The following is a 24,366-nucleotide window of genomic DNA, read 5'->3' as shown; positions in this document are numbered from 1 at the left end:
TCTTGATAGCACTAGAGCGGGTCGATCGTGACCCGCCGCTACCAAGCGTAATGGTCTCGGGGCGGGTGACAAGACGTCCCCCGGTTGTTCTCTCGCGCTGGGAACTACCCTGGTCCGGTGCGTGACAAAACCCAAACGAATTCCGCCGCGCCCGGTGACCGAATGATCCGTTCCGGTGCGATCGTCTTCTTCGTCGGCGCCGTGTCCACTCTCGTCACGGTGGCACCGCTGTTCTTCGGCGCGAAGCCGTTTCCGACGTACATGTACTGCATGAGCATGCTCATGGGGGTCGGATTCCTGCTGGCCGGCGCGGGTGTGCTGCGCTCGGTGACCGCGGGCCGCCGTCAGGCGCGGGCCGCCGCCCGGTGACCGGTCAGCCGGTCGCCCGGTAGCCGGTCAGCCAGTCCGGGAAGGCGGCGAGGTCGTCGAGGACGACGTCCGCACCGGCCGCGCGCAGCTCGTCGGCGGGGCAGGGCCCGGTCGCCACGGCGACGGACAGCGCGCCCGCCGCACGGGCCCCGCGGATGTCTCCGACGTGATCGCCGACGTAGACGCTCGCGCCGTACTCGCGCAGCGCCTCCGCCTTCTGCTCGGCCCACAGGTCGCCCACGACCACGTCCGGCTCGATGCCGAGGTGGGACAGGTGCAGCTTGGCGTTGGGCTCGTACTTCGCCGTGACCACGATCGTCCGGCCGCCGAGCGCGCGCACCGCGGCGATCGCCTCGCTCGCGCCGTGCATGGCGGGCGTCGCGGCGATGGCTATCGACGGGTACATGTCCCGGTACAGATCGGCCATCACCGGGATCTGCTCTTCCGGAAACCAGTTGACCAACTCGTCGACGAGCGGCGGGCCGAGCCGGGTCACCGCCAGATCGGCGTCGATGTACGTCCCGGTCCGCTCCGCCAGGGCCAGGTAGCAGGCGCGGATGCCTGGCCGGGAGTCGATGAGCGTCATGTCGAGGTCGAAGCCGACGGTCAAAGTCATGTCGGCCATTGTGCCGGGTGCCTCCGGCGGTTCGGCCGGGCGGTTTCCGGGTGCGGGTCCGTCGTGGCTGGTCGCGCCCACGCGGCGGAGCCGCATATCGACACAGCCCCGCGCCCCTGGGGGGTTGCAGTGCCGTTGGCCTCAATCGCACCGGCGTCACCCGCTCACCTGCGGCGTTGGGAACGCCACACCAGATACAGGGCCGAGGCCAGTGCCGCGCCCCGTACGACCCATGGCCATGTCCCGGCGATCGCGTCGTTCATGTGGCCGTGGGCGATCGGCCGGCCCCAGCGACCGTTGTCCCTGCCCCACAGCCACACCACCCCGGCCGCGACAGCGGTGCCCGGCAGAACCATCACCGCCAGCTTGGTCTCCGCGGGCGTCAGCCGCCGGGAGGCGTAGGCGATAGCCCAGCCGAGCAGCAGGGCGTACCAGTTGCCGAGCACCGCACCGGCGACCAGTGCGGCGGCGGCCAGCAGCAGGAGGGGGTTGGTCCAGCCCGCCGCGGGACGGGGGAGGAGTCGGCGGCGGCGCCGGGCGGGCTCGGCCACGGCCTCGGCCCCGGTGCCGTCCGCCTGCGGCTCGACGGTGTCCGGGGTCGGCTTCGCCGGCTTCTCGGTCGGCTTCCCCGGCTCCTCCGTCGGCTTCGGCGGGCGCTTGAGCAGCTCCGGGATCTCCACGCCGCCGACGAACCCCGGCACGGAGTCGGTCGTCTCGGCGGCGCCGAAGGGGCTGCCGCCGAGCCGCCACCAGTCGGGCTGTACGGCGCTGTCCCCGAGTTCGTGTGCGGCGGCGAGGTGGGGCGGGGACGGGGTCTCGCGTGGGGTGGCGGGCTCGGCGGAGCGCGGGCGGGGGCGGGGGACCACCCGGCGCAGGCTCTTGCCCTTCGGCCGCTTCTCGTCCGCCGACGCGGGCTGTACGGGTACGGCGGCCACAGGCGGCCGCGGGCTCCGGCCGGTGCCTGATGTGCCGGACGTGCCGCCCGCTGCCTCGACGACCTCGTCGGGGGTGCCCAGGCGGTCCAGGATGCGGCGGACCGCGGCGGGGCTGTCGACCGTGGCCTCGGCCCGATGCCGGTCGATCTCGCTGCGCAGTTCCGACACGAGCCGCATCCGCGTGTTCGACGGCAGCTGCCGCTGGTGAGCGATGTCTCCGACACGGCTCAGATACTCGTAGACGACCTGGTCGCTCTCGATCCCCACGGACAGCCCCTCCGGGGTGACGGTGATGAACCCCCGACGAGGACGGTACCGCTTCTTCTCGCCTGCCCGGCGCCGGTGTTGCCGTCACCGCGCGCTCCGCCCCGGCACCCCGTCCCCGCCCGCTCACCCACCCGCTCGCCGCCCGACTCGCTCGGCTGGAACGTGCGCACCCGCTACCGTGGGTCAGATGAGCCATGCGGCCCACCCAGCCCCCCGTTCCCTCGCCGAGGCGCTCCGCGCGCGGGACGACGTCTCGCTGGCCGCGCTGCTGCGCAGCCGACCCGACCTCATCACGCCGGTCCCCACCGACCTCACCCAGCTGGCCACCCGCGCCGGCACCCGTGCCTCGGTGCTGCGCGCGCTGGAACGGCTGGACCGGTTCGCGCTGCAGACGGCGGAGGCGCTGGCCGTGGCCCCGGACCCGGCGTCGTACGACACGCTGCTCGGGCTGATGGCGGGCGACGCGGGAGACGGGGCCGTCGCCGGCCCGCTGCCGCGTGCCCTCGCCACCCTGCGCGAACAGGCGCTGGTGTGGGGCGACGACGAGCGGCTGCGGCTGGTGCGCACCGCCCGTGAACTCCTCGCGCCGGCCCCGCAGCACCCCTCCCCGACCGGGCTCGGGCCCAGCGTGCAGGAGGCCGCCGCGGGCATGTCGCCGGGCCGGATCCAGGAGATCGTCACGGCGGCCGGGCTGCCCTCGACCCATGACTCGGTGTCCGCCCTGGCCGCGCTCACCGCGCTGTTCGCCGACCGGAAGAAGATGGCCGAGCTGCTCGCCGGCGCCCCGGCACCGGCCCGCGAGGTGCTGTCCCGGCTGGTGTGGGGGCCGCCGTACGGGCAGGTCACCGCGGACCCGGCCGCGCATCTGCGCTGGCTCCTGGACCGCGGTCTGCTGCTGCCGGCCACGCCCGGCACGGTCGTCCTGCCGCGTGAGGTGGCCCTGCATCTGCGCGAGGGCCGGGCGCATCGCGCGGCCGAGCCGCTGCCGCCCGCCGTGGAGCCGGCCGCGACGCACGGTCCGCAGGTGGTGGACGCGACGGCGGCCGGGCAGGCGTACACCGCGCTCGCCACCGTCGAGGAGCTGCTGAAGGACTGGGACGAGGGCGGCCCGGCCGTACTGCGGGCCGGCGGCCTGAGCGTGCGTGATCTGAAGCGGACCGCCGTCGCCCTGGATGTGTCCGAGCCGGTCGCCGCGTTCTGGGTGGAACTGGCGTACGCGGCCGGCCTGATCGCCTCCGACGGCGAGGCCGACGAGCGGTACGCGGCCACGCCCGCCTACGACGAGTGGCTGGAGCGGCCCGCCGCCGAGCGCTGGGCCCAGCTGGCGCAGGCCTGGCTGGCGGCCACCCGGACGCCGGGGCTGGTCGGCGGGCGGGACGCGAAGGAGCGTGCGCTCGCCGCGCTCGGCCCGGGCCTGGACCGCTCGGCCGCGCCCGAGGTACGGCACCGGGTGCTGACCCTGCTGGCCGGGCTGCCGGCGGGCGCGGCCCCGGACGCCGAGTCGGTGCTGGCCCGGCTGCGCTGGGAGCGGCCGCTGCGCGGGGCCCAGCGGGACGCCCCGCTCGGCGGCGAGGAGGATCTGCGCATCCGGCTGGCCCGCTGGACCCTGGCCGAGGCGGAGATGCTCGGCATCACGGGGCGGGGCGCGCTGTCGGAGCACGGGCGGACGCTGCTGGGCGCCCGGGACACCGCGTCGGCGCCCGCCGGCGCGCCGGAGCCCTCCGGCCCCGGTGACAAGCTGCCCGTGCACCATCACCAGCGGCCGGCCGCCGGCCCCGCTCCGCTCTCCCCCGCCGAGCAGGCCGTGGCGGCGGCCGCCGCCGGGCGGCTGCTGGCGCCGCTGCTGCCCGAACCACTGGACCATGTCCTGCTCCAGGCCGACCTGACGGCGGTGGCGCCCGGCCCGCTGCAGCGTCCGCTCGCCGAAGTGCTGGACGTCCTCGCCGACGTCGAGTCCAAGGGCGGCGCGACCGTGTACCGCTTCACCCCGGCCTCGGTACGGCGCGCCCTGGACGCCGGCCGCAGCGCCGCCGACCTGCACGCCTTCCTCGCCCAGCACTCCCGCACCCCGGTCCCGCAGCCGCTCGCCTATCTGGTCGACGACGTGGCCCGCAAGCACGGTCACCTCCGGGTCGGCGCGGCCTCGGCCTACGTCCGCTGCGACGACGACACCCTGCTGAACGAGATCCTGGCCGACCGGCGCACCGTGGCCCTGCGGCTGCGCCGGCTCGCACCGACCGTGCTGGCCGCCCAGACCGACCCGGCCACGCTGCTGGAGGGCCTGCGCGCGATGGGATACGCACCGGCCGCCGAGTCCGCCGAGGGCGACGTCCTGATCGCCCGCGCACACGCCCGTCGCACCCCGCCGCGCACCGCACCCGAGCCGGTACCGGACGGACCGCCGACGCCCGACGCCACGCTGCTCGCGGCGGCGATCCGGGCGATCCGGGCGGGCGACCTGGCCGCCACCGCGCCGCGCAAGCCCGCCGGGGCCGGGGCCCCGCTCGCGGGCGGCGAACTGCCGCGCACCTCCTCCGCCGAGACCCTGGCGACCATGCAGGCCGCCGTGCTGACCGGCGGGTCCCTCTGGATCGGCTACGTCAACGCCGAGGGCACCGCCAGCCAGCGCGTCATCGCCCCGGTCCGGGTGGAGGGCGGTTTCGTCACGGCGTACGACCACACCGCCGACGAGGTTCGCACCTATCCGCTGCACCGGATCACGGGGGTGGCGGAGCTGGCGGAGGGCTGACCCGGTTCGGCGGCCGATGCGGCACACTGGACGTTTGGCCGAGATGAAAAAGGCCGTGATGGAAAGGGTGAGCCGCTCGTGAACGGACCGCTGATCGTCCAGTCCGACAAGACCCTGCTCCTGGAAGTCGACCACGAGCGGGCCGACGACTGCCGTCGGGCCATCGCGCCGTTCGCCGAGCTGGAGCGGGCGCCGGAGCACATCCACACCTACCGGGTCACGCCGCTCGGGCTGTGGAACGCGCGGGCCGCCGGGCATGACGCCGAGCAGGTCGTGGACGCGCTGGTGCAGTACAGCCGGTATCCGGTGCCGCACGCGCTGCTCGTGGACATCGCCGAGACGATGGACCGGTACGGGCGCCTCACGCTGAGCAAGCATCCGGCGCACGGGCTGGTGCTGACCACCACCGACCGGCCGGTGCTGGAGGAGGTGCTGAAGTCCAGGCGGATCGCCCCGCTGGTGGGCGCCCGCATCGACCCGGACAGCGTCGTCGTGCACCCTTCCGAGCGCGGGCAGATCAAGCAGGTGCTGCTGAAGCTGGGCTGGCCCGCCGAGGACCTCGCCGGATACGTCGACGGCGAGGCGCATCCGATCGAGCTGCTGGAGGACGGCTGGGCGCTTCGGCCGTACCAGAAGCAGGCCGTGGAGAACTTCTGGCACGGCGGCAGCGGGGTCGTGGTGCTGCCCTGCGGCGCCGGGAAGACGCTGGTCGGCGCCGGGTCCATGGCGCAGGCCAAGTCGACCACCCTGATCCTCGTCACCAACACCGTCTCCGCCCGGCAGTGGAAGCACGAGCTGGTGAAGCGGACCTCGCTGACCGAGGACGAGATCGGCGAGTACAGCGGGACGAGGAAGGAGATCCGCCCGGTCACCATCGCCACCTACCAGGTGCTGACGACCAAGCGGAAGGGCGTCTACCCGCACCTGGAGCTGTTCGACTCGCGGGACTGGGGGCTGATCGTCTACGACGAGGTGCATCTGCTGCCCGCTCCTGTCTTCAAGTTCACCGCCGATCTTCAGGCGCGGCGGCGACTGGGGCTCACGGCCACCCTGGTCCGTGAGGACGGCCGCGAATCGGACGTGTTCTCGCTCATCGGGCCGAAGCGGTTCGACGCGCCGTGGAAGGAGATCGAGGCGCAGGGGTACATCGCGCCGGCCGACTGTGTCGAGGTCCGGGTGAACCTCACCGACTCCGAGCGGCTGGCGTACGCCACCGCCGAGACGGAGGAGAAGTACCGCTTCTGTGCGACGACGGACACCAAGCGGAAGGTCACGGAGGCGATCGTGCGCCGGTTCGCCGGGCAGCAGATCCTCGTCATCGGCCAGTACATCGACCAACTCGATGAACTGGGCGAGCACTTGAACGCCCCCGTGATCAAGGGCGAGACCTCCAACGCCCAGCGCGAGAAGCTCTTCGACGCCTTCCGCGAGGGCGAGATCAGCGTGCTCGTCGTCTCCAAGGTCGCCAACTTCTCGATCGACCTGCCCGAGGCCACCGTCGCCATCCAGGTGTCCGGCACCTTCGGCTCCCGCCAGGAGGAGGCCCAGCGGCTCGGCCGGGTGCTGCGCCCGAAGGCCGACGGCCACCAGGCCCACTTCTACTCGGTCGTCGCCCGCGACACCATCGACCAGGACTTCGCCGCTCACCGCCAGCGCTTCCTGGCCGAGCAGGGCTACTCCTACCGGATCGTGGACGCCGACGAGATCCTGGCGGAGGGCTGAGCCGACGGCTCCCGATGGGGGGTCGCGAGCAGGAGCGCGTGCCCGCGAGGAAGGCCGCCTTCAGGACGCACGGCAGTGCCCTCGGCCCGGTGGACGACCAGGGGCCGGTCTCGGATGCGGCCCTGGGCCGTCACTTACGGCGTATGCCCGCTTCCTCGCCGTACTCACCGAGGATGACCACGCTGAACGCGGCCTCCGCGAACACCTTGAGGGCGCGCAGGGCGTTGCCCAGGGGGTGGTGATGGGGGCCGTCCGTCGCCGTGGCGCCGGACGGGGGTCGGACCGGGGAGGAGGGTGAGATGGTTGCTGCGCTCATGTCTCCATGGTGGCTCGCCGGGTACAAGACCCGCATCGGTCTCCAGAGCCAATCCCGGACAGCTCCGCGTAGGCCCCCGGGTGGACCACGGCCCCTACTTCGGGGACCCCTCATCCCCTAGGGGTCGGAAAATCCAGTGGCCTCCGCCCCGCCCGCTCACCTAAAATCTCCGCTCTTGCCCGCCTCCCTCCCGGAGCGCCGCCGCCCGGACGGAAACCGGACGGCCCCAGTCATGCGTCATGCGAGAGCAGATCCGGAGGCACCCCCTTGTCCGCGCCCGCCCACGAACCACTCGAAGGCCCGCACGGCGACTTCGCCGACCCCCTCGCCCGCGAACAGTCCCACCTCGCCTCCTCCCGGGCCGCGCTGCGCGCCATGCGCGAGGACGTGGAGTCGCTGGACATCCGGGACGTCACCGCGAACTGGGTCAACGCCGAGGTACTGTCCCGTCAGATCGACGAGCGGATCAAGGCGCTGGCCGACCTGAGCCACACCCCGCTGTTCTTCGGCCGGCTGGACTACCAGCACGCGCCGGCGGCGGACCAGGCGGAGGGCGCCGAGGGCGAGCGGTTCTACATCGGGCGACGGCATGTCCACGACGCCGACGGCGACCCCATGGTCATCGACTGGCGCGCGCCGGTCTCGCAGCCGTTCTACCGGGCGTCCAAGAAGGACCCGATGGACATCGGGCTGCGCCGCCGCTTCGGCTACACCGGCGGCGACCTCACGGCCTACGAGGACGAGCACCTGTCCGACCCGGAGGAGTCCGCGCAGACCAGCAAGCTGCTCCAGCAGGAGATCGAACGACCGCGCGTCGGCCCCATGCGGGACATCGTCGCCACCATCCAGCCCGAGCAGGACGAGATCGTCCGCAGCGGGCTGGGCGGGACCGTGTGCGTACAGGGCGGCCCCGGCACCGGCAAGACCGCCGTCGGCCTGCACCGGGTCGCCTACCTCCTCTACGCCCACCGGGAGCGGCTCGCCCGCACCGGCACGCTCGTCATCGGACCGAACCGCTCCTTCCTGCACTACATCGAGCAAGTCCTGCCCGCCCTGGGCGAGTTGGCCGTCCAGCAGGCCACCGTGGACGACCTGGTCGCGCATGTGGAGGTGCGCGGCACGGACGAAGCGGCCGCGGCCGTGGTCAAGGGTGACGCCCGGATGGCCGAGGTGCTGCGCCGGGCCCTGTACTCCCATGTGACCCTGCCGACGGAGGCGGTCATGGTGGTGCGCGGCTCACGGCGCTGGCGGGTGCCGTCGTACGAACTGGAGGACATCGTCCGGGAGTTGCTGGACCGGGACATCCGTTACGGCGCCGCCCGCGAGGCCCTGCCGCAGCGGATCGCGCACGCGGTGCTGGTGCAGATGGAGCGGTCCGGGGAGGCCCCGGACGACCGGGTGCAGGACGCCGTCGCCCGCAACAGCGCGGTGAAGGCGGCCGTGAAGGGGATCTGGCCGGTGGTGGACCCGGCGAAGCTGGTCCTGCGGCTGCTGACGGACGCCGGCTTCCTCGCCGAGCACGCCGCCGGAATCCTGGACGAGGACGAGCAGAAGACGATCCTGTGGGCCAAGCCGGTGCGCAGCGTGAAGTCGGCCAAGTGGTCGGCGGCGGACGCGGTGCTGGTCGACGAGGCGGCGGACCTGATCCAGCGCACTCACTCATTGGGCCATGTCGTGCTCGACGAGGCGCAGGATCTCTCCCCCATGCAGTACCGGGCCGTCGGGCGCCGCTGCACCACCGGCAGCGCGACCGTCCTCGGCGACCTGGCGCAGGGCACGACTCCCTGGGCGACCCGCAGCTGGGACGAGGCGCTGGGCCATCTCGGCAAGCGCGAGGGCGTGATCGAGGAGCTGACGGCCGGTTTCCGTGTCCCCACGGACGTCATCACCTACGCCTCCCGCCTCCTCCCGCACATCGCGCCCGGTCTCACCCCGGTGGCCTCCGTCCGTGAGAACCTCGGCTTCTTCGAGGTCCGTACGGCCGCGGAGACGGCCGAAGTCCTCGCCGCCTGCGATGAGTTGCTGCGCAACGAGGGCTCGACGGGCCTGATCGCCGCCGACGCCCGCATCCCGGAGCTGGCCGCGGCCCTGACGGCGGCCGGGATCGCCTACCTCTCCCCCGGCGAGGAGACCACCCGCGAGACCCGCCTCACCCTGGTCCCGGCGTCCCTCGCCAAGGGTCTGGAGTACGACTACGTGGTCCTGGACGAGCCGCAGGCGGTGGTGGACGGCGAGCCGGACGAACGGACGGGACTGCGGCGCCTGTACGTGGCGCTCACCCGCGCGGTGTCGGGCCTGATCGTGACCCACGCCGCACCGGTGCCCGCGCAACTCTCCGAGACGGGCGGTGAGTAGGGTGCTGTGCCGTTCCCCCGTGTCCCCAGGGAAAGGCCTCCGTTGAGCACGCCACCACCACCGCACCTCGCGTACCCGCAGAACCCCGGGCCGTACCAGCATCAGCAGAGCCCCGGGGCCTACCAGCAGGCCTCGGTGGGGTATCCGCAGGCGCCCGTCGGCCACGGCCAGGCTCCGTACCAGCAGGCCCCCGGCGCCTACCCGCCCGCCCCCGCCCCCGGGCCGGGCCTCGGGTGCGAGGTGTGCGGGGCGTCGCCCGCGGAGACGGTGACGATCCGTGGCCACCAGGGCATGGTGCTGATGATGCGGTTCCTGCGGAGGCACGGCAGGTTCTGTCACACCTGCGCGCTCGCCGTCTTCCGGAAGATGCAGGCGGACACGCTGGCGCAGGGATGGTGGGGGCCGATGTCGATGCTCATCACGCCCATCACGCTGCTGATCAACCTCTTCACCCTGTCCCGGATCCGGAAGCTCCCCGCACCGGCGGCCGGCTGGCGCCCCCCGCTGGACCCCGGCCGCCCGGTGTTCCTGCGGCCGACCGGAATGCTGGGCCTGGTCCCGCTCACCGGCTTCGCGCTGTTCGTCCTCGTGATCATCGTCGGCTTCGCGATCTCATGACAACGCCGACCGGCCGGCGACGGGAGCCGGATGCCGGCCTCACCGGGGCGTGACGACAAGCCCCGAACCGGCCCATCGACACGACACCAGTCCCTGGGCCGCCCCACCGACGCGACACCAGGCCCTCGACCGGCCCGCCGACCCGACGACGAGCCCGGGGCCGCCCACCGACCTGACACCAGGACCATGGCAGCAGGCCCACCGGCATGACAACAGCCCCCGGACCGGGCGGCGAGACAACAGGCCCTCGGCCGACCGACCTGCCACCAAGCCCAGCCAGCCAGGGAGCCACCAACGCGACGCCAGACCCCGGGCAGGCCGCCGCCCCGGCGAAAGGTCCTCAACCGGCCCGCCGACCCGACGACGAGCCCGGGGCCGCCCACCGACCTGACACCAGGACCATGGCAGCAGGCCCACGGACCGGCCCCCCACCCCGGCCATGCCGCCCCCCTAGGCGACCGGCCGGTCGTCCAGCAGGGTGCGCCAGTGGGCTACCGACTTCGCCGACACCGGGCCCGTCCAGCCGTCCGGGCGGGCCGCGCCGCCGATGTGGAAGGCGTCGATGCCGGCGGCGCGCAGCGCGGGGACGTGGTCCAGGCGGAGCCCGCCGCCGACGAGGACCGTCTGGTCGTACCCGGGTTCCCCGCGCCGCCCCGCCTCCGCGACCAGCGTCGGCAGACCGTCGTCCACACCGGCGGCGGAGCCGGCGGTGAGGTAGGTGTCCAGGCCCGGCAGGTCCGCGAGCTGCTTGCGCAGGGCTTCGCGGTCGGCGGCCCGGTCGATCGCCCGGTGGAAGGTCCACGCGCAGCCGTCCAGCACACCGACCACCCGCTCCACCGCCGCCAGGTCCACCCCGCCGTCCGAGTCGAGGAACCCGAGCACGAACTGGTCGGCGCCGGCCTCCCGCAGCTCCCCGGCCACCGCCGTGAGCCGCTCCACGTCGCCGGCCGCGAACCCGTCCGCGAGGCGGAGCATCACGCGCAGGTCGATGTCGACGGCGGCACGGATCCCGGCGAAGGCGGCCACCGACGGCGTCAGCCCGTCCGCCGCCATGTCGGTGACCAGCTCCAGGCGGTCCGCGCCTCCGGCCTGGGCGGCGACCGCGTCCTCGACGTCGAGCGCGATCACCTCCAGGACTGCACGCTTGCTCATGGCACCCCATTCCTCGGCATTCCTCGGCGCGTACCGCCGGCGACTACAGGTCTAGTCCAATTCCAAGACTACGCCTGTACCGACCACGGCCGTACGGACCACGCCCGACGGGAGCGCCGTTCACCCGGAGGTGTCCCCTCAACTGAAGATGTTGAGGTCCCCCTCCCGCGCGCCGGCCAGTTCATACCCGCCGGCCCCACCGGCCCCGCCCACCGGCCGCCCCGCGTACAGCCGGACGAGCGTGGGCGCGTCGCCGATGTAGCGCGCGGGCGGCCCCGCCGCCACCGCCGCCCCGAACCGCAGCGGCTCGTCCACGTCGTCCAGGTCCGCGTGCAGCGGCAGATGCTCCTTCTCCCGGGTGACCCGCACCAGCAGCGTCAGCGCGTACGGCAGCCCGGCCCCCGCGTACGCCCCCGGCGCGCCGAAGACCTCGCGCACATCACCGGCGTGCACCCATTCGCCCAGCGCGATCATGTCGAGCGCCCCGCCGGACCTGGCGATCACCGGCCCGGCCTCGGTCATCCCGCGCTCCAGCTCGTCGACGACCCGCGCGTTCGACCACTCGGCCCGCTCGGCGATGTCCCGGTCGTTGGACTCGGGCGAGAACACGCCCTGCTCGAAACGCCCCTCCACCACCCGCGTCAGCGCGGCCGAGCAGTGCGCGAGCACATCCCGCACCGTCCACCCCGGACACGCCGCGGTCGGCAGGGCGAAGTCCGCGTCCGGCCGCGACCGCAGCAGCGGTATCAGCGCGTCCCGCTCGACGGCGAGCAGCCGGCCGGGCAGTTCGGGGTCCCGTGCTTCCTGTACGTCAGTCATGGGTGCCACGCTAGGGGCAACGCGTCGCGCGGCGGGAGAATGACGGCATGGCCGACCTCGACGACTTGCGTACCCGCTGGTTGCGCGCCCTGCTCGCGGCACGGGACGACGACTCCCGCGCCCCGGATCCGTACCGGTACGCCGATGCCCTGCTGCGCCGCTGGCAGGAGCCGCAGCGCCGGTACCACACCGTCGAGCACCTGACGGCGGTCCTCGACCACATCGACGTACTCCAGGAACACGCGGACGACCCGGACGTCGTACGCCTGGCCGCCTGGTTCCACGACGCCGTCTATCTGCCCGAGCGGTCGACGAACGAGGAGCGGTCCGCGCGGCTGGCCGAGCGCGCACTGCCGGAGGCCGGTGTGCCGGACGCGAAGACGGCCGAGGTGGCCCGGCTGGTCCGGCTCACCGTCACGCACGATCCGGCGGACGACGACCGCGACGGCCAGGTGCTGTGCGACGCCGACCTCGCGATCCTGGCCGCGCCTCCGTCGGCGTACGCCGTCTACACCGCGGAGGTGCGCGAGGAGTACCACTTCGTGCCGAACGACGCCTTCCGGGATGGTCGTTCGGCGGTTCTGCGTCAACTCCTCGGCCTGCCAAGGCTGTTCCGCACCGCGTACGGCCGGGAGCACTGGGAGGCCACCGCCCGCTACAACCTCCTTGCCGAGCTGGAAATGCTGTCGACCTGAGGGAGGACGGCGCCTAGGGTTCGCCCCATGCGACCGATAAACGGGGACGATGTGATCAAGGCCGTGGCGAGCTGCTCGGCAGCGCTGCGCACGGTGCTGGACCGGGACTGGCGGGCCGCCCGGGCCGGACGGCTGGAGTGGGACTGCCACACGACGGCGTTCCATGTCGCCGAGGCCTTCATCGGCTACGCCGCGAACCTGGCCGGACGCGCCCAGGACGCCTACGTCCCCTTCGAGCTGACCCTCGACGAGGGCACCGACAACGCGGGCCTGCTGCACGTCATCGAGACGACCGGCGCGCTGCTCGCCGCCACCGTGCGCACCGCCCCGCCCGGGGTCCGGGCCTACCACCCCTACCCGTTCCGCAGTGCCGACCGGGTGGGCTTCGCCGCGATGGGCATCGCCGAGGTGCTGCTGCACACGTACGACATCGCGGAGGGGCTGGGGATCCCCTACGAGCCGCCGGCCGACCTCGCCGAGTCCGTCCTCGCCTGGCTGTTCCCGCACGTCCAGCCCGGCCCCGCCGCGTGGCCGACCCTCCTGTGGGCCACCGGCCGCGGCGAGCTGCGGGGCCGCGACCCGGTCACCGAGTGGCGCTGGCAGAACAACCTCGTCATCCCGGCCGAGCGCTTCACCCTGGTCGGCGTCCGCCCGGCCGTCGCCCACGATCTGCAGCTGGGCGGCGACGGCGGCTTCGACTGGCTGGAGGGCGGTCCGTACGAGGGCACCCGGGAGGCCTCGACCTACCTGATGAAGGCGTACGAGGCCGGCGTGCACCGGCCGGAGTTCGGGGTCTTCGTGCTGGTACGCCACGAGGACGGCCGGGCGATCGGCGGCATCGGCTTCCACGGCGTCCCGGACGACGACGGCCGGGTGGAGATCGGCTACGACCTCGTCGAGGGCGCCCGGGGCGAGGGCTACGCGACGGAGGCCGTACGCGCACTGACGGAGCAGGCGCTGGCGCGGGAGGACGTCGACCTCGTGTTCGCGTGCATCGAGCGCGACAACACTCCCTCGCAACGCGTGGTGGACCGGGCGGGCTTCACCCGGGCGACCGTGGAGGAGGAGCGGATCGCCCACGAGGAACACGGCCTGGAGGGCGGACTCCTGCTCTACACACGCCGGTGAGGAAGGGCGTTCCCGCGGACGAGGTGGGTCCGGTCCTGCCGGGAACGCTCCCAACGGCCCCTTGGGACATTAGAGTTGTCCCGCACACCCATGCGTGAGGACGCTGCGGCGACACACGGTCGGCGGGAACAGGGGGCTATGACAGGAGCCATGTGCTGGACCTCCTGGCCTCCGCCGTCCCCAGCCTGACGGCGCCGGAGTCCGGAGCTGGTCACCCCGCATGGCTCCACAGCGCGAGTGAGTGGAACCTGCCCCTCGCCGACCGTATCGCCGAGCAGGCGCGCCAAGACGGCCTGGACTGGCAGCTCGCGGACGGTGTCGACGTGCCCTTCGCGACGGTGGGTCGCAGGGCGCGCGAACGCTGGCTGAGGGAGCCCTCGGCTCCCTCCTTGCTCGCTGGAGCGGCACCGTCCCGGCAGCTTGCCGAGACCGGCCTGACAAGCATCGACGCGCTCTTCGGATGGCGTGACCCGACGCTGCCGGTCGAAACGGCGGAGGTGCTCCAGCTGAGCGCCGACAGCCGGCGCTCGCCCGCCGATATCGCGGAGCGGCTCACTGTCCTGGGCTACGACGTGGAGCCACTGCTGGGCGCGCCGAGGCACGATTCTCCGATGTACGGCTGCTGCGGGAGTTGGGCGCGTACAGCTGGCTGTCCCCCGGGGGCCACACTGTCCGCTGCCCAGGTCTGTGTCAGCGCGGCGCGAGCCGACTGCGCCACGTCACAGGCCGCGCAGCGGCTCCGTGAGCTGGGTTTCTCCGTGCCGGCTGACGTCCCGGTGCGCGAGCACTGGGACAAGGAGGAGCGCGCGATCCTCACCCGGCTATGGGACACGCACGCCGAAGGCCCCTCGCCCGAGGATGCCGCGTACGTCTCCGCCGCGCGGGTGACGATGGTCGCCCATCGGGCGGACCTGCCGGTGCGTCGCGTCACCGGGCTCCTCGGGCAGTTGGGTTTCCGCCTGCCGCCGGGCGCCGCGGAACTGTCCGAACTGACCGACGACGACAAGGCCCTGCTCGCGAACAGCCATAAACTCAGCGTGGAGCGGGATGTGCCGCTGCACTATGTCGCCACGGCGTCCCGGCGCCTCAAGCGGCCGGCGCGTCTACTCGCCGAGAGACTGCGTGAGCTGGGCTTCACAGTGGCCGAGGTGCCCGAGGACGAGGATCTGCCCTCCAGGGAGGAGATCACCTTCCTCGGAACCGACACCGAGAACGCGGATGCCGGGCACCCGCTCTCCCTGGAGCAGGTCGCGGCGGCCGCGCGGCGGGCCAATGTCTCCCTGGCCGAAGCAGTCGACCGCTTGGCCCGTATCGGGCACCGCTTCTCCTTCGCGCCCGAAGCCGTCACCTGCCTGCGCGAACAGGATGCCTCCTACGTGTACTTCAGCAGGCAAACGGCGAACTCGGACCGCGTCTCCCCCGAAGCCGTGCGCGCCGCCGCCCACCGCACCAACCGGAGCTGTGACGGCATAGCCGCCGCCCTCACCGCCCTCGGCTACGACGTCGTACCGCCCACGGAGGAGTGGACCAGGGAACGCGAGCTGGAGGACTCCCTGGTCGAGGCGCTCCAGGCCCCTGACAGGCATCCGATCCCCCTCGGCCCCGACGACAGCCGCCAAATCTCCCTCGTCCCCCTCGCCGTCGCCGCCATGCGAGCCGGTACCTCGCTGCGCGTCGCGGCGGCGATGGCCACGGAACTCGGGATGCGGCACGAGGCGGAGACGTGGTTCGAGACCCCGGGTCCCGCCCCTACGCGGCCGGCCGGCCCTTCGGGCGTCGCAGGCCCGCCTGGGTGAGCCGGCGGACCAGTTCCTTGGAGCCGACCTCCACCGCCCCGGCCGCCACCGCGTCCGCGTAGCGGTGTGCCGGGAGGTCGTAGTGGTCGCGGTCGAAGGCGCGCCTCGGCACGTCCAACTTCCTGGCGAACGCGTGCAGTTCGTCGTAGGACACATCGCTGACCAGGTGCGACCACAGGCGGCCGTGTCCCGGCCAGACGGGCGGGTCGATGTACAGGGTCACGACGAGGGCATTTCGCCGGTGGCCGAGCCCAGCGAGCCGACCGCCGCGACCTTCACGCCCACCTTGTGGCAGACCCAGTGCGGGTCGGGGCCCAGTTCGGGCTCCACGTCCAGCGCGTGCGGGTCGCCGGTGCCGCACACCGGGCAGAGCGGCCAGCGGCCGTACCGGTCCAGCAGCGCGTCCTGGACGTCCTGGGCGATCAGCCCGGCGACATAGGCCGCGCCGTCCGGCCACTGCTCGACCCACCAGCGCCGCTCCGCGACGGAGTCCTCGACCAGCGAGACCACGTCCGCCTTCGCGACCTCGCCCGCGACCAGATCGGCGAGCACGAGGGCTCGGGCGGCATGCAAGGCCTGCTCAAGGGGACTGATGGGCTCCATGGAACCCATTGTGCGCACTCTTGACCACGAGGCCGAACCGAAAATATCTTTCATCTGTGAACCAGGACGTGAAGGAAATTTTCGGCAGTCCGGGCGGTTCCCTCGCCGCCAAGGTGCGCACCCTCGCCCCCTCCATGACCCGGTCCATGCAGCGCGTCGCGGAGGCCGTGGCGAACGACCCGGCCGGCTGCGCCGCCCTCACGGTCACCGGCCTCGCCGAACTCACCGGCACCAGCGAGGCCACGGTCGTCCGCACAGCCCGCCTCCTCGGCTACCCGGGCTACCGGGACCTGCGGCTCGCCCTCGCCGGGCTCGCCGCCCAGCAGCAGTCCGGGCGCGCGCCCGCGATCACGACCGACATCGCCGTGGACGACCCCATCGCCGACGTCGTCGCCAAGCTCGCCTACGAGGAGCAGCAGACCCTCGCCGACACGGCGGCCGGGCTCGACACCGTGCAGCTCGGTGCCGCCGTGGGCGCGCTGGCCGGTGCCCGGCGCACCGATGTGTACGGCATCGGCGCGTCCGGGCTCGTCGCCCAGGACCTCACGCAGAAGCTGCTGCGGATAGGGCTCATAGCCCACGCGCACAGCGATCCGCACCTCGCGGTGACCAACGCGGTGCAGCTCCGCTCGGGCGACGTGGCGATCGCCATCACCCACTCCGGCTCGACGGGGGACGTCATCGAGCCGCTGCGGGTCGCTTTCGAGCACGGGGCCACCACCGTGGCCATCACCGGCCGGCCGGACTCACCGGTCACCCAGTACGCCGACCACGTACTGACCACGTCCACCTCACGGGAGAGCGAGCTGCGACCGGCCGCGATGTCCTCGCGGACCAGTCAACTGCTCGTGGTGGACTGCCTGTTCGTGGGAGTGGCCCAGCGGACGTACGAGACGGCGGCGCCCGCGCTGGCCGCGTCGTACGAGGCGCTGGCCCACCGGCATCGCAGCAACCCCAGGTGAGTACCAGCACGCGAACCCGAACCTGAGAGAGCACCCCCCATGACCTCCCACGACCTGCGTACTCAGTTGGCTTCCCTGACCACCGAAGCCTTCCGTCCCGAACTCGCCGGCATCGACCGCCTGCCCACCCTCGACATCGCCCGCCTGATGAACGGCGAGGACGCCGGCGTCCCCACCGCCGTCGCCGCCCAGCTGCCCCGGATCGCCGCCGCGATCGACGCCATCGCCGAGCGGATGGAGAAGGGCGGCCGCCTGATCTACGCCGGTGCCGGTACCGCCGGACGGCTGGGCGTGCTGGACGCCTCCGAGTGCCCGCCCACCTTCAACACCGATCCCGGGCAGGTCGTCGGCCTGATCGCGGGCGGACCGACGGCCATGGTCACCTCGGTGGAGGGCGCCGAGGACTCCGGGGAGCTGGCCCGCCAGGACCTGGACGGGCTGGAAATCGCCCCCGCCGACACCGTTGTCGGTATCTCCGCCTCCGGCCGCACCCCCTACGCGATCGGCGCCGTCGAACACGCCCGCGCGCTGGGTGCCCTGACCGTCGGCCTGTCCTGCAACGCGCACAGCGCGCTCGCGGCCGCCGCCGAGCACGGCATCGAGGTCGTCGTGGGACCCGAGCTGATCACGGGGTCCACCCGGCTGAAGGCCGGTACGGCCCAGAAGCTGGTCCTCAACATGCTCTCGACGATCACGATGATCCGGCTCGGCAAGACCTACGGGAACCTGATGGTCGACGTCCGGGCCTCGAACGACAAGCTCCGGGCCCGCTCCCGCCGGATCGTGGCGCTGGCCACGGGCGCTTCGGACGAGGAGATCGAGAAGGCGCTGACGGAGTCCGGCGGCGAGGTGAAGAACGCGATCCTCTGCCTTCTCGCCGACGTCGAGGGCCCGACGGCCACCCGCCTTCTGGAGGAGTCCGGCGGCCATCTGCGCGCCGCGCTGGCGCAGGCGGCCCGCTGACCCGCACGCTCAGGGCGTGCGCAACGACCCCGCCACCCCTGACTCCGCCGCCACCGCGACCGCCGTCCTCGACCGGGTCGGCGGCCCCGCCAACGTCACCTCCGTGGCCCACTGCATGACCCGGCTCCGGCTGGCCCTCGCCGACCCGGCGGCGGCGGACGAGGCGGCGCTGCGGGCCCTGCCCGGTGTGCTGGGGGTGGTGACCGACGGGCCCGCGTGGCAGATCGTGCTCGGGCCGGGGGTGGTCGACGAGGTCACGGCGGAGGTCGCGGCGCGGGTCGCCGCCACCGCGCGACCGAGCGGCCGTGGCGCCGGGCTGCGGGACGGCACCAAGCTGCGGGGCGGCGCCGCACTGCCGGACGGCACTGAGCCGCGGGACGACCCCGCACTGCCGGACGACACCGAGTCGCGGGACCGCGCCGCGCTGCCGGAGGAGCTGCGGCGGCGCAACGCCACCCCCGTCAAGACCGCCCTGCGCCGGGTCGCGAACGTCTTCGTGCCGCTGATCCCCGCCCTGATCGGCTGCGGCATCCTGTCCGGCGTCAACGGGCTGCTGCTGAACACCGGTTGGCTGCCCGCCCTGACCCCGGCCCTGTCCGCCGTCGCCGCCGCCTTCCTGGCGCTGATCGCGGTGTTCGTCGGCGTCAACACGGCGCAGGAGTTCGGCGGCACGCCCGTACTGGGCGGCGCGGTCGCGGCCGTCGTCGTCTACCCGGGCGTGGCGAAGGTGACGGTGTTCGGAACCCAGCTGGCGCCCGGACAGGGCGGGGTGCTCGGCGCGCTCGCGGCGGCGCTGCTCGCGACCCGTGTGGAGAAGTGGGTGCGGGGCCGGGTGCCGGGCGCGCTGGACGTCCTGCTCACCCCGACGGTCACCGTCCTCGTCTCCGGCCTGGCGACGCTGTACGGCCTGATGTACGCGGCCGGCGCGGTGGCGACGGCCATCGGCGCGGCGGCGAACTGGCTGCTGGCCACGGCCGGGGCGGGGGCCGGCCTGCTCCTGGGCGGCCTCTTCCTGCCCCTGGTCATGCTGGGCCTGCACCAGGCCCTCATCCCCATCCACACCACCCTCATCGAGCAGCAGGGCTACACCGTCCTGCTGCCCCTGCTGGCCATGGCGGGCGCGGGCCAGGTGGGCGCGGCGCTCGCGGTGTACGTCCGGCTGCGCCACGACACGGACCTGCGGACGACGATCAGGTCGGCGCTCCCGGCGGGCCTGCTGGGCGTCGGCGAGCCCCTGATCTACGGCGTCTCCCTCCCTCTTGGCCGCCCCTTCCTGACCGCCTGTGCGGGCGGGGCGGCGGGCGGCGGCTTCGTCGGCTTCTTCGCGATGCTCGGCACCCGGGTGGGCGCGACGGCGATCGGACCGTCCGGCTGGGCCCTGTTCCCGCTGCTGGCCGGGAACCGGGGCCCGGCGGTGGCGGCGGCGATCTACGCGGGCGGGCTGTTCACCGGGTACGCGGTCGGCTTCGCCGCGACCTACCTCTTCGGCTTCCCGCGCCGTCCCCGTGTGGCCGCACCCGCGTGACAAACCGCCCGGCCGGTCGTTCCCCCGGGCATGATGAAGAAGCTCCTGGCCACCGCGTTCCTCGCCGCGTCCGTCGCCGCCCTGGCCGCCCCCGCCCACGCCGACGACCGCGAGGTCGAATCCGATGCCCTCAGGTGTGCCGAGAATGTCGCCCTGCTCCCCGTTCTCCAGCCGACCTCACCGCTGACGCTGGCGGCCGGTGCCCTCGGCGCCGTCCCCGTGTGCGGGGCGGGCAGCGCCGTCAGCTATCTGCGCGGCTGACGACGGGGCACTCCAGGCCCCGCAGTACGGTCATACGCCCGGTCCGACCGGAACGCGCTACCGTCGGACACCATGAACCACGCCCAGCTCGCCGCCCTCGGCCGGGCCCTTCGGCTCCTCGGGGAGCACGGGGAGGCCCTGACCGCCGACACCCCTGACGCCCGGCTGCACGAGATCAAGGCCGATCTGCGCCGGGCGCTCGACCTGGTGGAGGAGAGTGCCGGGAGCGGCGCGCCCAGCACCCGGTGCGCGGAGCATCCGCAGGGGCCCGTCGACGAGAGCGCGCCCGATCTGTGCCTGCTCTGCGAGACCCGGCGCCGGGCCGCCCGCCGGTCGGAGTTCCACGGCGGGCGGGGCACCCCCGCGCCCGTCGCCACCGCGCCCTCCCGTTACGGCGTCCGCGCCGACCGGCCCCAGCCGCAGCAGCGCTGGCTGCCGGAGGCGTGGAACGGGCACGAGTGGCAGCTGTGCGGGACGCCGCGGCGGGACCGGCACGAGGCCGAGGCGTATCTCGCCGCCCAGCGACGCGGTTCGCGGCCCGCGATGGCCTACCGGCTCGTGCACGAGTTCACCGACTACGAGGTGCTGCGGGTGTGGGGCACACCCGTGCACGTCGACATCGAACCGATGGGGAACATGGGGAACATGGGGAATCCGTAGCGGATCTATCTGGTGAGTCGCGTCGGCCGGTCCAGCCGGGTCAGCTTGCGTGGGTTCGCCATCGCGTGGATCCGGGTGATCCGGCCGTTCTCGACCTCCAGGCTCACCGCGGCCAGTCGGCCGCCGGCCTCGATCCGGGCGCCGGGCGCGCCGTTGAGCCACACGGTCGACACGGTCCGGTCCGGGCGGGCGAGCAGCGCCGCCACGAGTGCGGCGCCGTGGACCGGAGCCCGGGCGGCGGCCGCGATCCCGCCGCCGTCGGCGATGAGGACCACGTCCGGCGCCAGGACCTCCATCAGTTCCCGCACCTGCCCGGTCCGCAGCGCGGCCAGGAAGCGCTCCAGCACGGCCTGCTGCTCCGCGCGGCTCACCCGTGTCCGGGGCCGCCGGGCCGCCACATGCGCACGGGCCCGCCGCGCGATCTGCCGCACCGCGGCGGGCGTCTTCCCGACGGCCTCGGCGATCTCGTCGTACGGCACCTCGAAGACCTCGCGGAGCACGAACACCGCCCGCTCCGTGGGTCCTAGGGTTTCGAGGACGGTCAGCATCGCGATCGAGACCCGCTCCGCGAGTTCGATGTCCTCGGCGACGTCGGGGCTGGTCAGCAGCGGTTCCGGGAGCCACTGGCCGACGTAGTCCACGCGGCTGCGCGACAGCGTGCGCAGGCGGTTGAGCGCCTGCCGGGTGACGGTGCGCACCAGGTACGCCCTCGGCTCGCGCACCTGCGCGGTGTCGACGTCGGCCCACCGCAGCCAGGACTCCTGCAGCACGTCCTCCGCGTCGGCCGCCGACCCGAGTATCTCGTAGGCGACGGTGAACAGCAGGCCGCGGTGGGCGACGAACGGGTCCTCGGTCATGCCGTCGCGGCCTTCGGAAGGCGAAGCGTCACGGTTCTTCTCCTCAGCGGGTGTCCTTGTCCGGCTGCTCGGCATGAAGACACCGCCCGGCCGCCGGATGTGACACCCGTGCCCCGCCGGTCAGCTCGGCAGGGGGCAGGGTGAGAAGTCGTACCCCTCCCAGATGAGCCTGCTCTTCTCCTCCGGGTACGGCGCCACCCGCGGTTCCCGGTCCAGGATCTGGACCAGGCGGTGCTGCGGGTCGTACGCCGGCCAGCCGGGGTCGCCGGTGCGGGCGAACGTCGTCCAGGCCCGCTGGAAGAGGGACGTGAGCCGCTCCGCGTCCGGTGTGGGTCTGCCGTCGGGGAAGAGGATGGCGCCGAGGTCCGCGTCGTACGTGCCGAAGAGCAGCGGGATGTCCAGGGCGTGGCAGGCGCCGAAGCCCACGCTCTCGGGGGCCGGCCAGGTCAGTTCGTAGAAGTGGGCGCGGCCGCCGCCCGCGTGCTGGGCCTCCGCGAGGCGCAGGCTCGGCATCGCGAACAGCCAGTCGGTCTGGATGCGTTCGTAGAGCTGCTCGGCGGAGGCGTCCGGGAAGGCCGTGCGGTAGGCCTTCTCGCCCGTCTCGCCGCCCGGCGCGTACATCCGCAGGGCCGCCGTCGCCAGGTCGTCCGTGATCTCGCCGTACTTGCCCGACATGACCAGGAACAGACGGTATTCGTCGCGGTTGTGCCCGATGAGGAGGTCGATGTCGCGGGCCGCGCCGGAGGCGAGGGCCTGCCAGGGGGTTTCGGGGAGGATCTCGCCGTCGACGACCGGGGCGAAGGGGACGGTGGTCGGGGCCACCTGGCCCCAACGGGCGGTGCGGCGGGCCATCTTGATGCCCAGCGCCGCGCCTGCCTCGGTGAGCCGCTGCGGGTCCACTGCCGCGAGGTCGGCCGCCGTCGGTTCGCGGCCCGCCTCGGCCGCCAGGGCCGTCGCCAGGTCGCGGGCCAGGTCGGCGGAGAAGAACGTGCCGGGCAGGCTCTGCGTCACCGCGCGCCGGAACAGGCCCCGTGCTCTGGGCATCGCCAGCAGTGAGGTGATGGAGCCCGCGCCCGCCGACTCGCCGAAGACCGTGACCTGGCCGGGGTCGCCGCCGAACGCGGCGATGTTCTCCTGGACCCATGCGAGGGCCGCCACCTGGTCCAGCAGGCCGCGGTTGGCCGGGGCGCCCGCCCAGAGGGCGAAGCCCTCCATGCCCACGCGGTAGTTGAGGGTGACGATCACCATGTCGCCCGCGCGGGCGAGGTGCTGCGCGTCGTACCCCGGCTGGCCGGAGTGGCCCGTCTTGAACGCGCCGCCGTAGATCCACACCATCACCGGGCGGGCGGCGGACGGGTCGGGGTCCGGTGTCCAGACGTTGACCGTGAGCCAGTCGTCGTCCTGCGCGGCCGGGAGCCGGGCCGTGCGGCCCAGGAAGCCGGGCCGTGCGGCCCAGGAAGCCGGACTCCTGCGGGGGCGGGGGCCCGAAGGCGTAGGCCTCGCGGACGCCGTCCCAGGGGCGGGGCGGGCGCGGGGCCTGGAAGCGGGCCGGGCCGACGGGGGGTGCGGCGAAGGGAATGCCCCGGAACACCGACAGGCCCTGCTCGCGCAGGCCGCGCACCGCGCCGGAGGCGGTGCGCACCACGGGGCCTTCGGTGTCCGGGGCCTGGGTCTCGCTGGTCGTCATCGCTCGCTCCTCGCTGGCTCACTGATCATCAGGGGAACGCACGACGACGACCACAAGTGCCCGGTCGCGGCCGTCAGCTGAGGGTCTTCACCGCGGCGGCGTCGTACGGCTCCAGCTCGTCGAAGCGGTCGGCGAGCACCTTGGCCGCCCACTGCGGGTCCTGGAGCAGCGCACGGCCGACGGCGACCATGTCGAACTCCTCGGCCTCCAGCCGGTCGAGGAGGTTGTCGATGCCCTGCACCGGGGAGCCCTCGCCCTTGAACGCGTTGACGAAGTCCCCGTCGAGGCCGACCGAGCCGACGGTGATGACCTGCTTGCCGGTGATCTTCTTCGTCCAGCCGGCCAGGTTCAGGTCCGAGCCGTCGAACTCCGGCAGCCAGTAGCGGCGGGTGGAGGCGTGGAAGACGTCGACGCCGGCCGCGGCGAGCGGGGCCAGGATGGCCTCCAGCTCCTCGGGGGTCTCGGCGAGCCGGGCGGCGTAGTCCTGCTGCTTCCACTGCGAGTAGCGGAAGATCACCGGGAATTCCGGGGAGACGGCCGCACGGACCGCCGCGACGATCTCGGCGGAGAACTTGGCACGGGCCACCGGGTCGCCGCCGTAGGCGTCGGTACGGCGGTTGGTGCCCTCCCAGAGGAACTGGTCGAGGAGGTAGCCGTGGGCGCCGTGCAGCTCCACGCCGTCGAAGCCGATGCGCTCGGCGTCGGCCGCGGCCTGGGCGAACGCGCCGATGACGGCGTCCAGGTCGGCCTGCGTCATGGCTTTGCCGGTGGCCTCGGCACCCGCGGTGACCAGGCCGGACGGGCCCATCGCCGGGGCGTCCGGGTAGGGGGCCTCGCCGTCCTTGCGGACCATGCCGATGTGCCACAGCTGCGGGACGATGGTGCCGCCGGCCGCGTGCACGTCCTCGGCGACCTTCGCCCAGCCCGCGAGCTGCTCCTCGCCGTGGAAACGGGGGACGCGGTCGCTCTGGCCCGCCGACTCGTGGCCGACGTAGGTGCCCTCGGTGACGATCAGGCCGACACCGGCGGCGGCGCGGCGCGCGTAGTAGGAGCGCACGTCCTCACCGGGGACGCCGCCCGGGGAGAACATCCGGGTCATCGGAGCCATCACGATCCGGTTGGGAACGGTGAGACCGTTGAGCGCGATCGGGCGGGACAGTATCTGGGCCGCGCGGGAGGCGGGCGTCGTGACGGTCACGTGGGGGCTCCTCGTAAGTGGCGGGGGTGAACCAGCCAGCAACTGTTAACCGGTCGGTATGTGAACACGCATTGTTGCAGCTCCTTAAGTAATCGCCTATGCGCTGTCACACA

Annotated in this window: 22 protein-coding genes and 1 pseudogene; 13 read left to right on the top strand and 10 right to left on the bottom strand. The window is 73.3% G+C overall.

Going from position 1 to position 24,366, the window contains the following annotated elements; translation table 11 throughout:
- Positions 1-117 precede the first annotated feature (117 nt).
- Complete coding sequence (locus AB0L75_RS08105) at positions 118-369, top strand: hypothetical protein (RefSeq protein WP_365176953.1); 252 nt, start codon at positions 118-120, stop codon at positions 367-369.
- Between the two features lie 4 nt (positions 370-373).
- On the opposite strand, the gene AB0L75_RS08100 is transcribed toward AB0L75_RS08105, so the two are convergent.
- Both AB0L75_RS08100 and AB0L75_RS08095 read right to left on the bottom strand, forming a co-directional pair.
- Complete coding sequence (locus AB0L75_RS08100) at positions 374-994, bottom strand: HAD family hydrolase (protein WP_365176950.1); 621 nt, start codon at positions 992-994, stop codon at positions 374-376.
- 155 nt (positions 995-1,149) lie between these two features.
- A complete protein-coding gene (locus AB0L75_RS08095; protein ID WP_365176948.1) occupies positions 1,150-2,187 on the bottom strand; it encodes a hypothetical protein in 1,038 nt (345 codons plus the stop codon).
- 187 nt (positions 2,188-2,374) lie between these two features.
- On the opposite strand from AB0L75_RS08095, the gene AB0L75_RS08090 reads away from it, so the two are divergent.
- A complete protein-coding gene (locus AB0L75_RS08090; protein WP_365176945.1) occupies positions 2,375-4,936 on the top strand; it encodes a helicase-associated domain-containing protein in 2,562 nt (853 codons plus the stop codon).
- Positions 4,937-5,014: 78 nt separating this feature from the next.
- Positions 5,015-6,658: a DNA repair helicase XPB gene (locus tag AB0L75_RS08085; protein WP_365176942.1), complete on the top strand. Its 1,644-nt coding sequence runs from the start codon at positions 5,015-5,017 to the stop codon at positions 6,656-6,658.
- Between the two features lie 130 nt (positions 6,659-6,788).
- Here the strand turns inward: AB0L75_RS08085 and AB0L75_RS08080 are convergent, their stop codons facing one another.
- Positions 6,789-6,974 carry a hypothetical protein gene (locus AB0L75_RS08080; protein WP_365176939.1) on the bottom strand — a complete coding sequence of 62 codons (186 nt, stop codon included), beginning with the start codon at positions 6,972-6,974 and terminating at the stop codon, positions 6,789-6,791.
- A gap of 267 nt (positions 6,975-7,241) precedes the next feature.
- Here AB0L75_RS08080 and AB0L75_RS08075 point away from each other — a divergent pair, with 267 nt between their 5' ends.
- Positions 7,242-9,329 (top strand): UvrD-helicase domain-containing protein, encoded by a 2,088-nt coding sequence (locus AB0L75_RS08075; RefSeq protein WP_365176936.1) that lies wholly within the window; start codon positions 7,242-7,244, stop codon positions 9,327-9,329.
- 42 nt (positions 9,330-9,371) lie between these two features.
- Positions 9,372-9,947 (top strand): hypothetical protein, encoded by a 576-nt coding sequence (locus AB0L75_RS08070; RefSeq protein ID WP_365176933.1) that lies wholly within the window; start codon positions 9,372-9,374, stop codon positions 9,945-9,947.
- Between the two features lie 450 nt (positions 9,948-10,397).
- Here AB0L75_RS08070 and AB0L75_RS08065 read toward each other — a convergent pair whose 3' ends face one another.
- On the bottom strand, positions 10,398-11,099 hold the full coding sequence (locus AB0L75_RS08065; protein WP_365176930.1) for a copper homeostasis protein CutC: 702 nt from the start codon (positions 11,097-11,099) through the stop codon (positions 10,398-10,400).
- 138 nt (positions 11,100-11,237) lie between these two features.
- Positions 11,238-11,918 carry a maleylpyruvate isomerase family mycothiol-dependent enzyme gene (locus AB0L75_RS08060; protein WP_365176927.1) on the bottom strand — a complete coding sequence of 227 codons (681 nt, stop codon included), beginning with the start codon at positions 11,916-11,918 and terminating at the stop codon, positions 11,238-11,240.
- 47 nt (positions 11,919-11,965) lie between these two features.
- Between AB0L75_RS08060 and AB0L75_RS08055 the strand changes: the two genes are divergently transcribed.
- From AB0L75_RS08055 to AB0L75_RS08045, 3 genes are all read left to right on the top strand, one after another.
- Complete coding sequence (locus tag AB0L75_RS08055) at positions 11,966-12,613, top strand: hypothetical protein (protein ID WP_365176924.1); 648 nt, start codon at positions 11,966-11,968, stop codon at positions 12,611-12,613.
- Positions 12,614-12,640: 27 nt separating this feature from the next.
- Positions 12,641-13,741: a GNAT family N-acetyltransferase gene (locus AB0L75_RS08050; protein ID WP_365176921.1), complete on the top strand. Its 1,101-nt coding sequence runs from the start codon at positions 12,641-12,643 to the stop codon at positions 13,739-13,741.
- 152 nt (positions 13,742-13,893) lie between these two features.
- Complete coding sequence (locus AB0L75_RS08045; protein WP_365176918.1) at positions 13,894-15,537, top strand: hypothetical protein; 1,644 nt, start codon at positions 13,894-13,896, stop codon at positions 15,535-15,537.
- Here AB0L75_RS08045 and AB0L75_RS08040 read toward each other — a convergent pair.
- Together AB0L75_RS08040 and AB0L75_RS08035 are read right to left on the bottom strand one after the other, a co-directional pair.
- The gene (locus AB0L75_RS08040; protein WP_365176915.1) at positions 15,491-15,760 is read right to left on the bottom strand and encodes a DUF4031 domain-containing protein; all 270 of its coding nucleotides are present in this window, start codon (positions 15,758-15,760) and stop codon (positions 15,491-15,493) included. The genes AB0L75_RS08045 and AB0L75_RS08040 overlap by 47 nt on opposite strands.
- Complete coding sequence (locus AB0L75_RS08035) at positions 15,757-16,140, bottom strand: hypothetical protein (protein WP_365176912.1); 384 nt, start codon at positions 16,138-16,140, stop codon at positions 15,757-15,759. The genes AB0L75_RS08040 and AB0L75_RS08035 overlap by 4 nt, the downstream gene beginning before the upstream one ends.
- A 56-nt stretch (positions 16,141-16,196) precedes the next feature.
- Here AB0L75_RS08035 and AB0L75_RS08030 point away from each other — a divergent pair, with 56 nt between their 5' ends.
- The 5 genes from AB0L75_RS08030 to AB0L75_RS08010 all read left to right on the top strand — a co-directional run bounded on the left by AB0L75_RS08030 (position 16,197) and on the right by AB0L75_RS08010 (position 20,511).
- On the top strand, positions 16,197-17,102 hold the full coding sequence (locus tag AB0L75_RS08030) for a MurR/RpiR family transcriptional regulator (protein ID WP_365176910.1): 906 nt from the start codon (positions 16,197-16,199) through the stop codon (positions 17,100-17,102).
- Between the two features lie 39 nt (positions 17,103-17,141).
- Positions 17,142-18,065 (top strand): N-acetylmuramic acid 6-phosphate etherase, encoded by a 924-nt coding sequence (gene murQ / locus AB0L75_RS08025; RefSeq protein WP_365176907.1) that lies wholly within the window; start codon positions 17,142-17,144, stop codon positions 18,063-18,065.
- Positions 18,066-18,081: 16 nt separating this feature from the next.
- Complete coding sequence (locus tag AB0L75_RS08020; RefSeq protein WP_365176904.1) at positions 18,082-19,590, top strand: PTS transporter subunit EIIC; 1,509 nt, start codon at positions 18,082-18,084, stop codon at positions 19,588-19,590.
- 30 nt (positions 19,591-19,620) lie between these two features.
- Entirely contained in the window at positions 19,621-19,851 is a 231-nt protein-coding gene (locus AB0L75_RS08015; RefSeq protein ID WP_365176901.1) for a hypothetical protein, read from the top strand.
- A 72-nt stretch (positions 19,852-19,923) separates the two neighbouring features.
- On the top strand, positions 19,924-20,511 hold the full coding sequence (locus AB0L75_RS08010; protein ID WP_365176899.1) for a hypothetical protein: 588 nt from the start codon (positions 19,924-19,926) through the stop codon (positions 20,509-20,511).
- 5 nt (positions 20,512-20,516) lie between these two features.
- Here AB0L75_RS08010 and sigJ read toward each other — a convergent pair whose 3' ends face one another.
- The 3 genes and pseudogenes from sigJ to AB0L75_RS07995 all read right to left on the bottom strand — a co-directional run bounded on the left by sigJ (position 20,517) and on the right by AB0L75_RS07995 (position 24,253).
- Positions 20,517-21,368: an RNA polymerase sigma factor SigJ gene (sigJ, locus tag AB0L75_RS08005; RefSeq protein WP_365176896.1), complete on the bottom strand. Its 852-nt coding sequence runs from the start codon at positions 21,366-21,368 to the stop codon at positions 20,517-20,519.
- A gap of 120 nt (positions 21,369-21,488) precedes the next feature.
- Positions 21,489-23,055, bottom strand: a pseudogene (locus AB0L75_RS08000) (carboxylesterase family protein).
- A 73-nt stretch (positions 23,056-23,128) separates the two neighbouring features.
- Positions 23,129-24,253, bottom strand: a complete 1,125-nt coding sequence (locus AB0L75_RS07995) for an NADH:flavin oxidoreductase (protein WP_365176893.1) — start codon at positions 24,251-24,253, stop codon at positions 23,129-23,131.
- Between the last annotated feature and the right edge of the window lie 113 nt (positions 24,254-24,366).

Source organism: Streptomyces sp. NPDC052101, assembly GCF_040680235.1.
Lineage (GTDB): Bacteria > Actinomycetota > Actinomycetes > Streptomycetales > Streptomycetaceae > Streptomyces.
This window is presented reverse-complemented; position numbering and strand designations above follow the sequence as displayed.

Excerpts from the sequence above, each read along its gene's own strand:
- AB0L75_RS08035 (WP_365176912.1), bottom strand. The coding sequence starts at position 16,140 with ATGGAGCCCATCAGTCCCCTTGAGCAGGCCTTGCATGCCGCCCGAGCC.
- murQ (WP_365176907.1), top strand. The coding sequence starts at position 17,142 with ATGACCTCCCACGACCTGCGTACTCAGTTGGCTTCCCTGACCACCGAA.
- AB0L75_RS08080 (WP_365176939.1), bottom strand. The coding sequence starts at position 6,974 with ATGAGCGCAGCAACCATCTCACCCTCCTCCCCGGTCCGACCCCCGTCC.
- AB0L75_RS08055 (WP_365176924.1), top strand. The coding sequence starts at position 11,966 with ATGGCCGACCTCGACGACTTGCGTACCCGCTGGTTGCGCGCCCTGCTC.
- sigJ (WP_365176896.1), bottom strand. The coding sequence starts at position 21,368 with ATGACCGAGGACCCGTTCGTCGCCCACCGCGGCCTGCTGTTCACCGTC.
- AB0L75_RS08065 (WP_365176930.1), bottom strand. The coding sequence starts at position 11,099 with ATGAGCAAGCGTGCAGTCCTGGAGGTGATCGCGCTCGACGTCGAGGAC.
- AB0L75_RS08100 (WP_365176950.1), bottom strand. The coding sequence starts at position 994 with ATGGCCGACATGACTTTGACCGTCGGCTTCGACCTCGACATGACGCTC.
- AB0L75_RS08090 (WP_365176945.1), top strand. The coding sequence starts at position 2,375 with ATGAGCCATGCGGCCCACCCAGCCCCCCGTTCCCTCGCCGAGGCGCTC.
- AB0L75_RS08010 (WP_365176899.1), top strand. The coding sequence starts at position 19,924 with ATGAACCACGCCCAGCTCGCCGCCCTCGGCCGGGCCCTTCGGCTCCTC.
- AB0L75_RS08050 (WP_365176921.1), top strand. The coding sequence starts at position 12,641 with ATGCGACCGATAAACGGGGACGATGTGATCAAGGCCGTGGCGAGCTGC.
- AB0L75_RS08060 (WP_365176927.1), bottom strand. The coding sequence starts at position 11,918 with ATGACTGACGTACAGGAAGCACGGGACCCCGAACTGCCCGGCCGGCTG.
- AB0L75_RS08015 (WP_365176901.1), top strand. The coding sequence starts at position 19,621 with ATGATGAAGAAGCTCCTGGCCACCGCGTTCCTCGCCGCGTCCGTCGCC.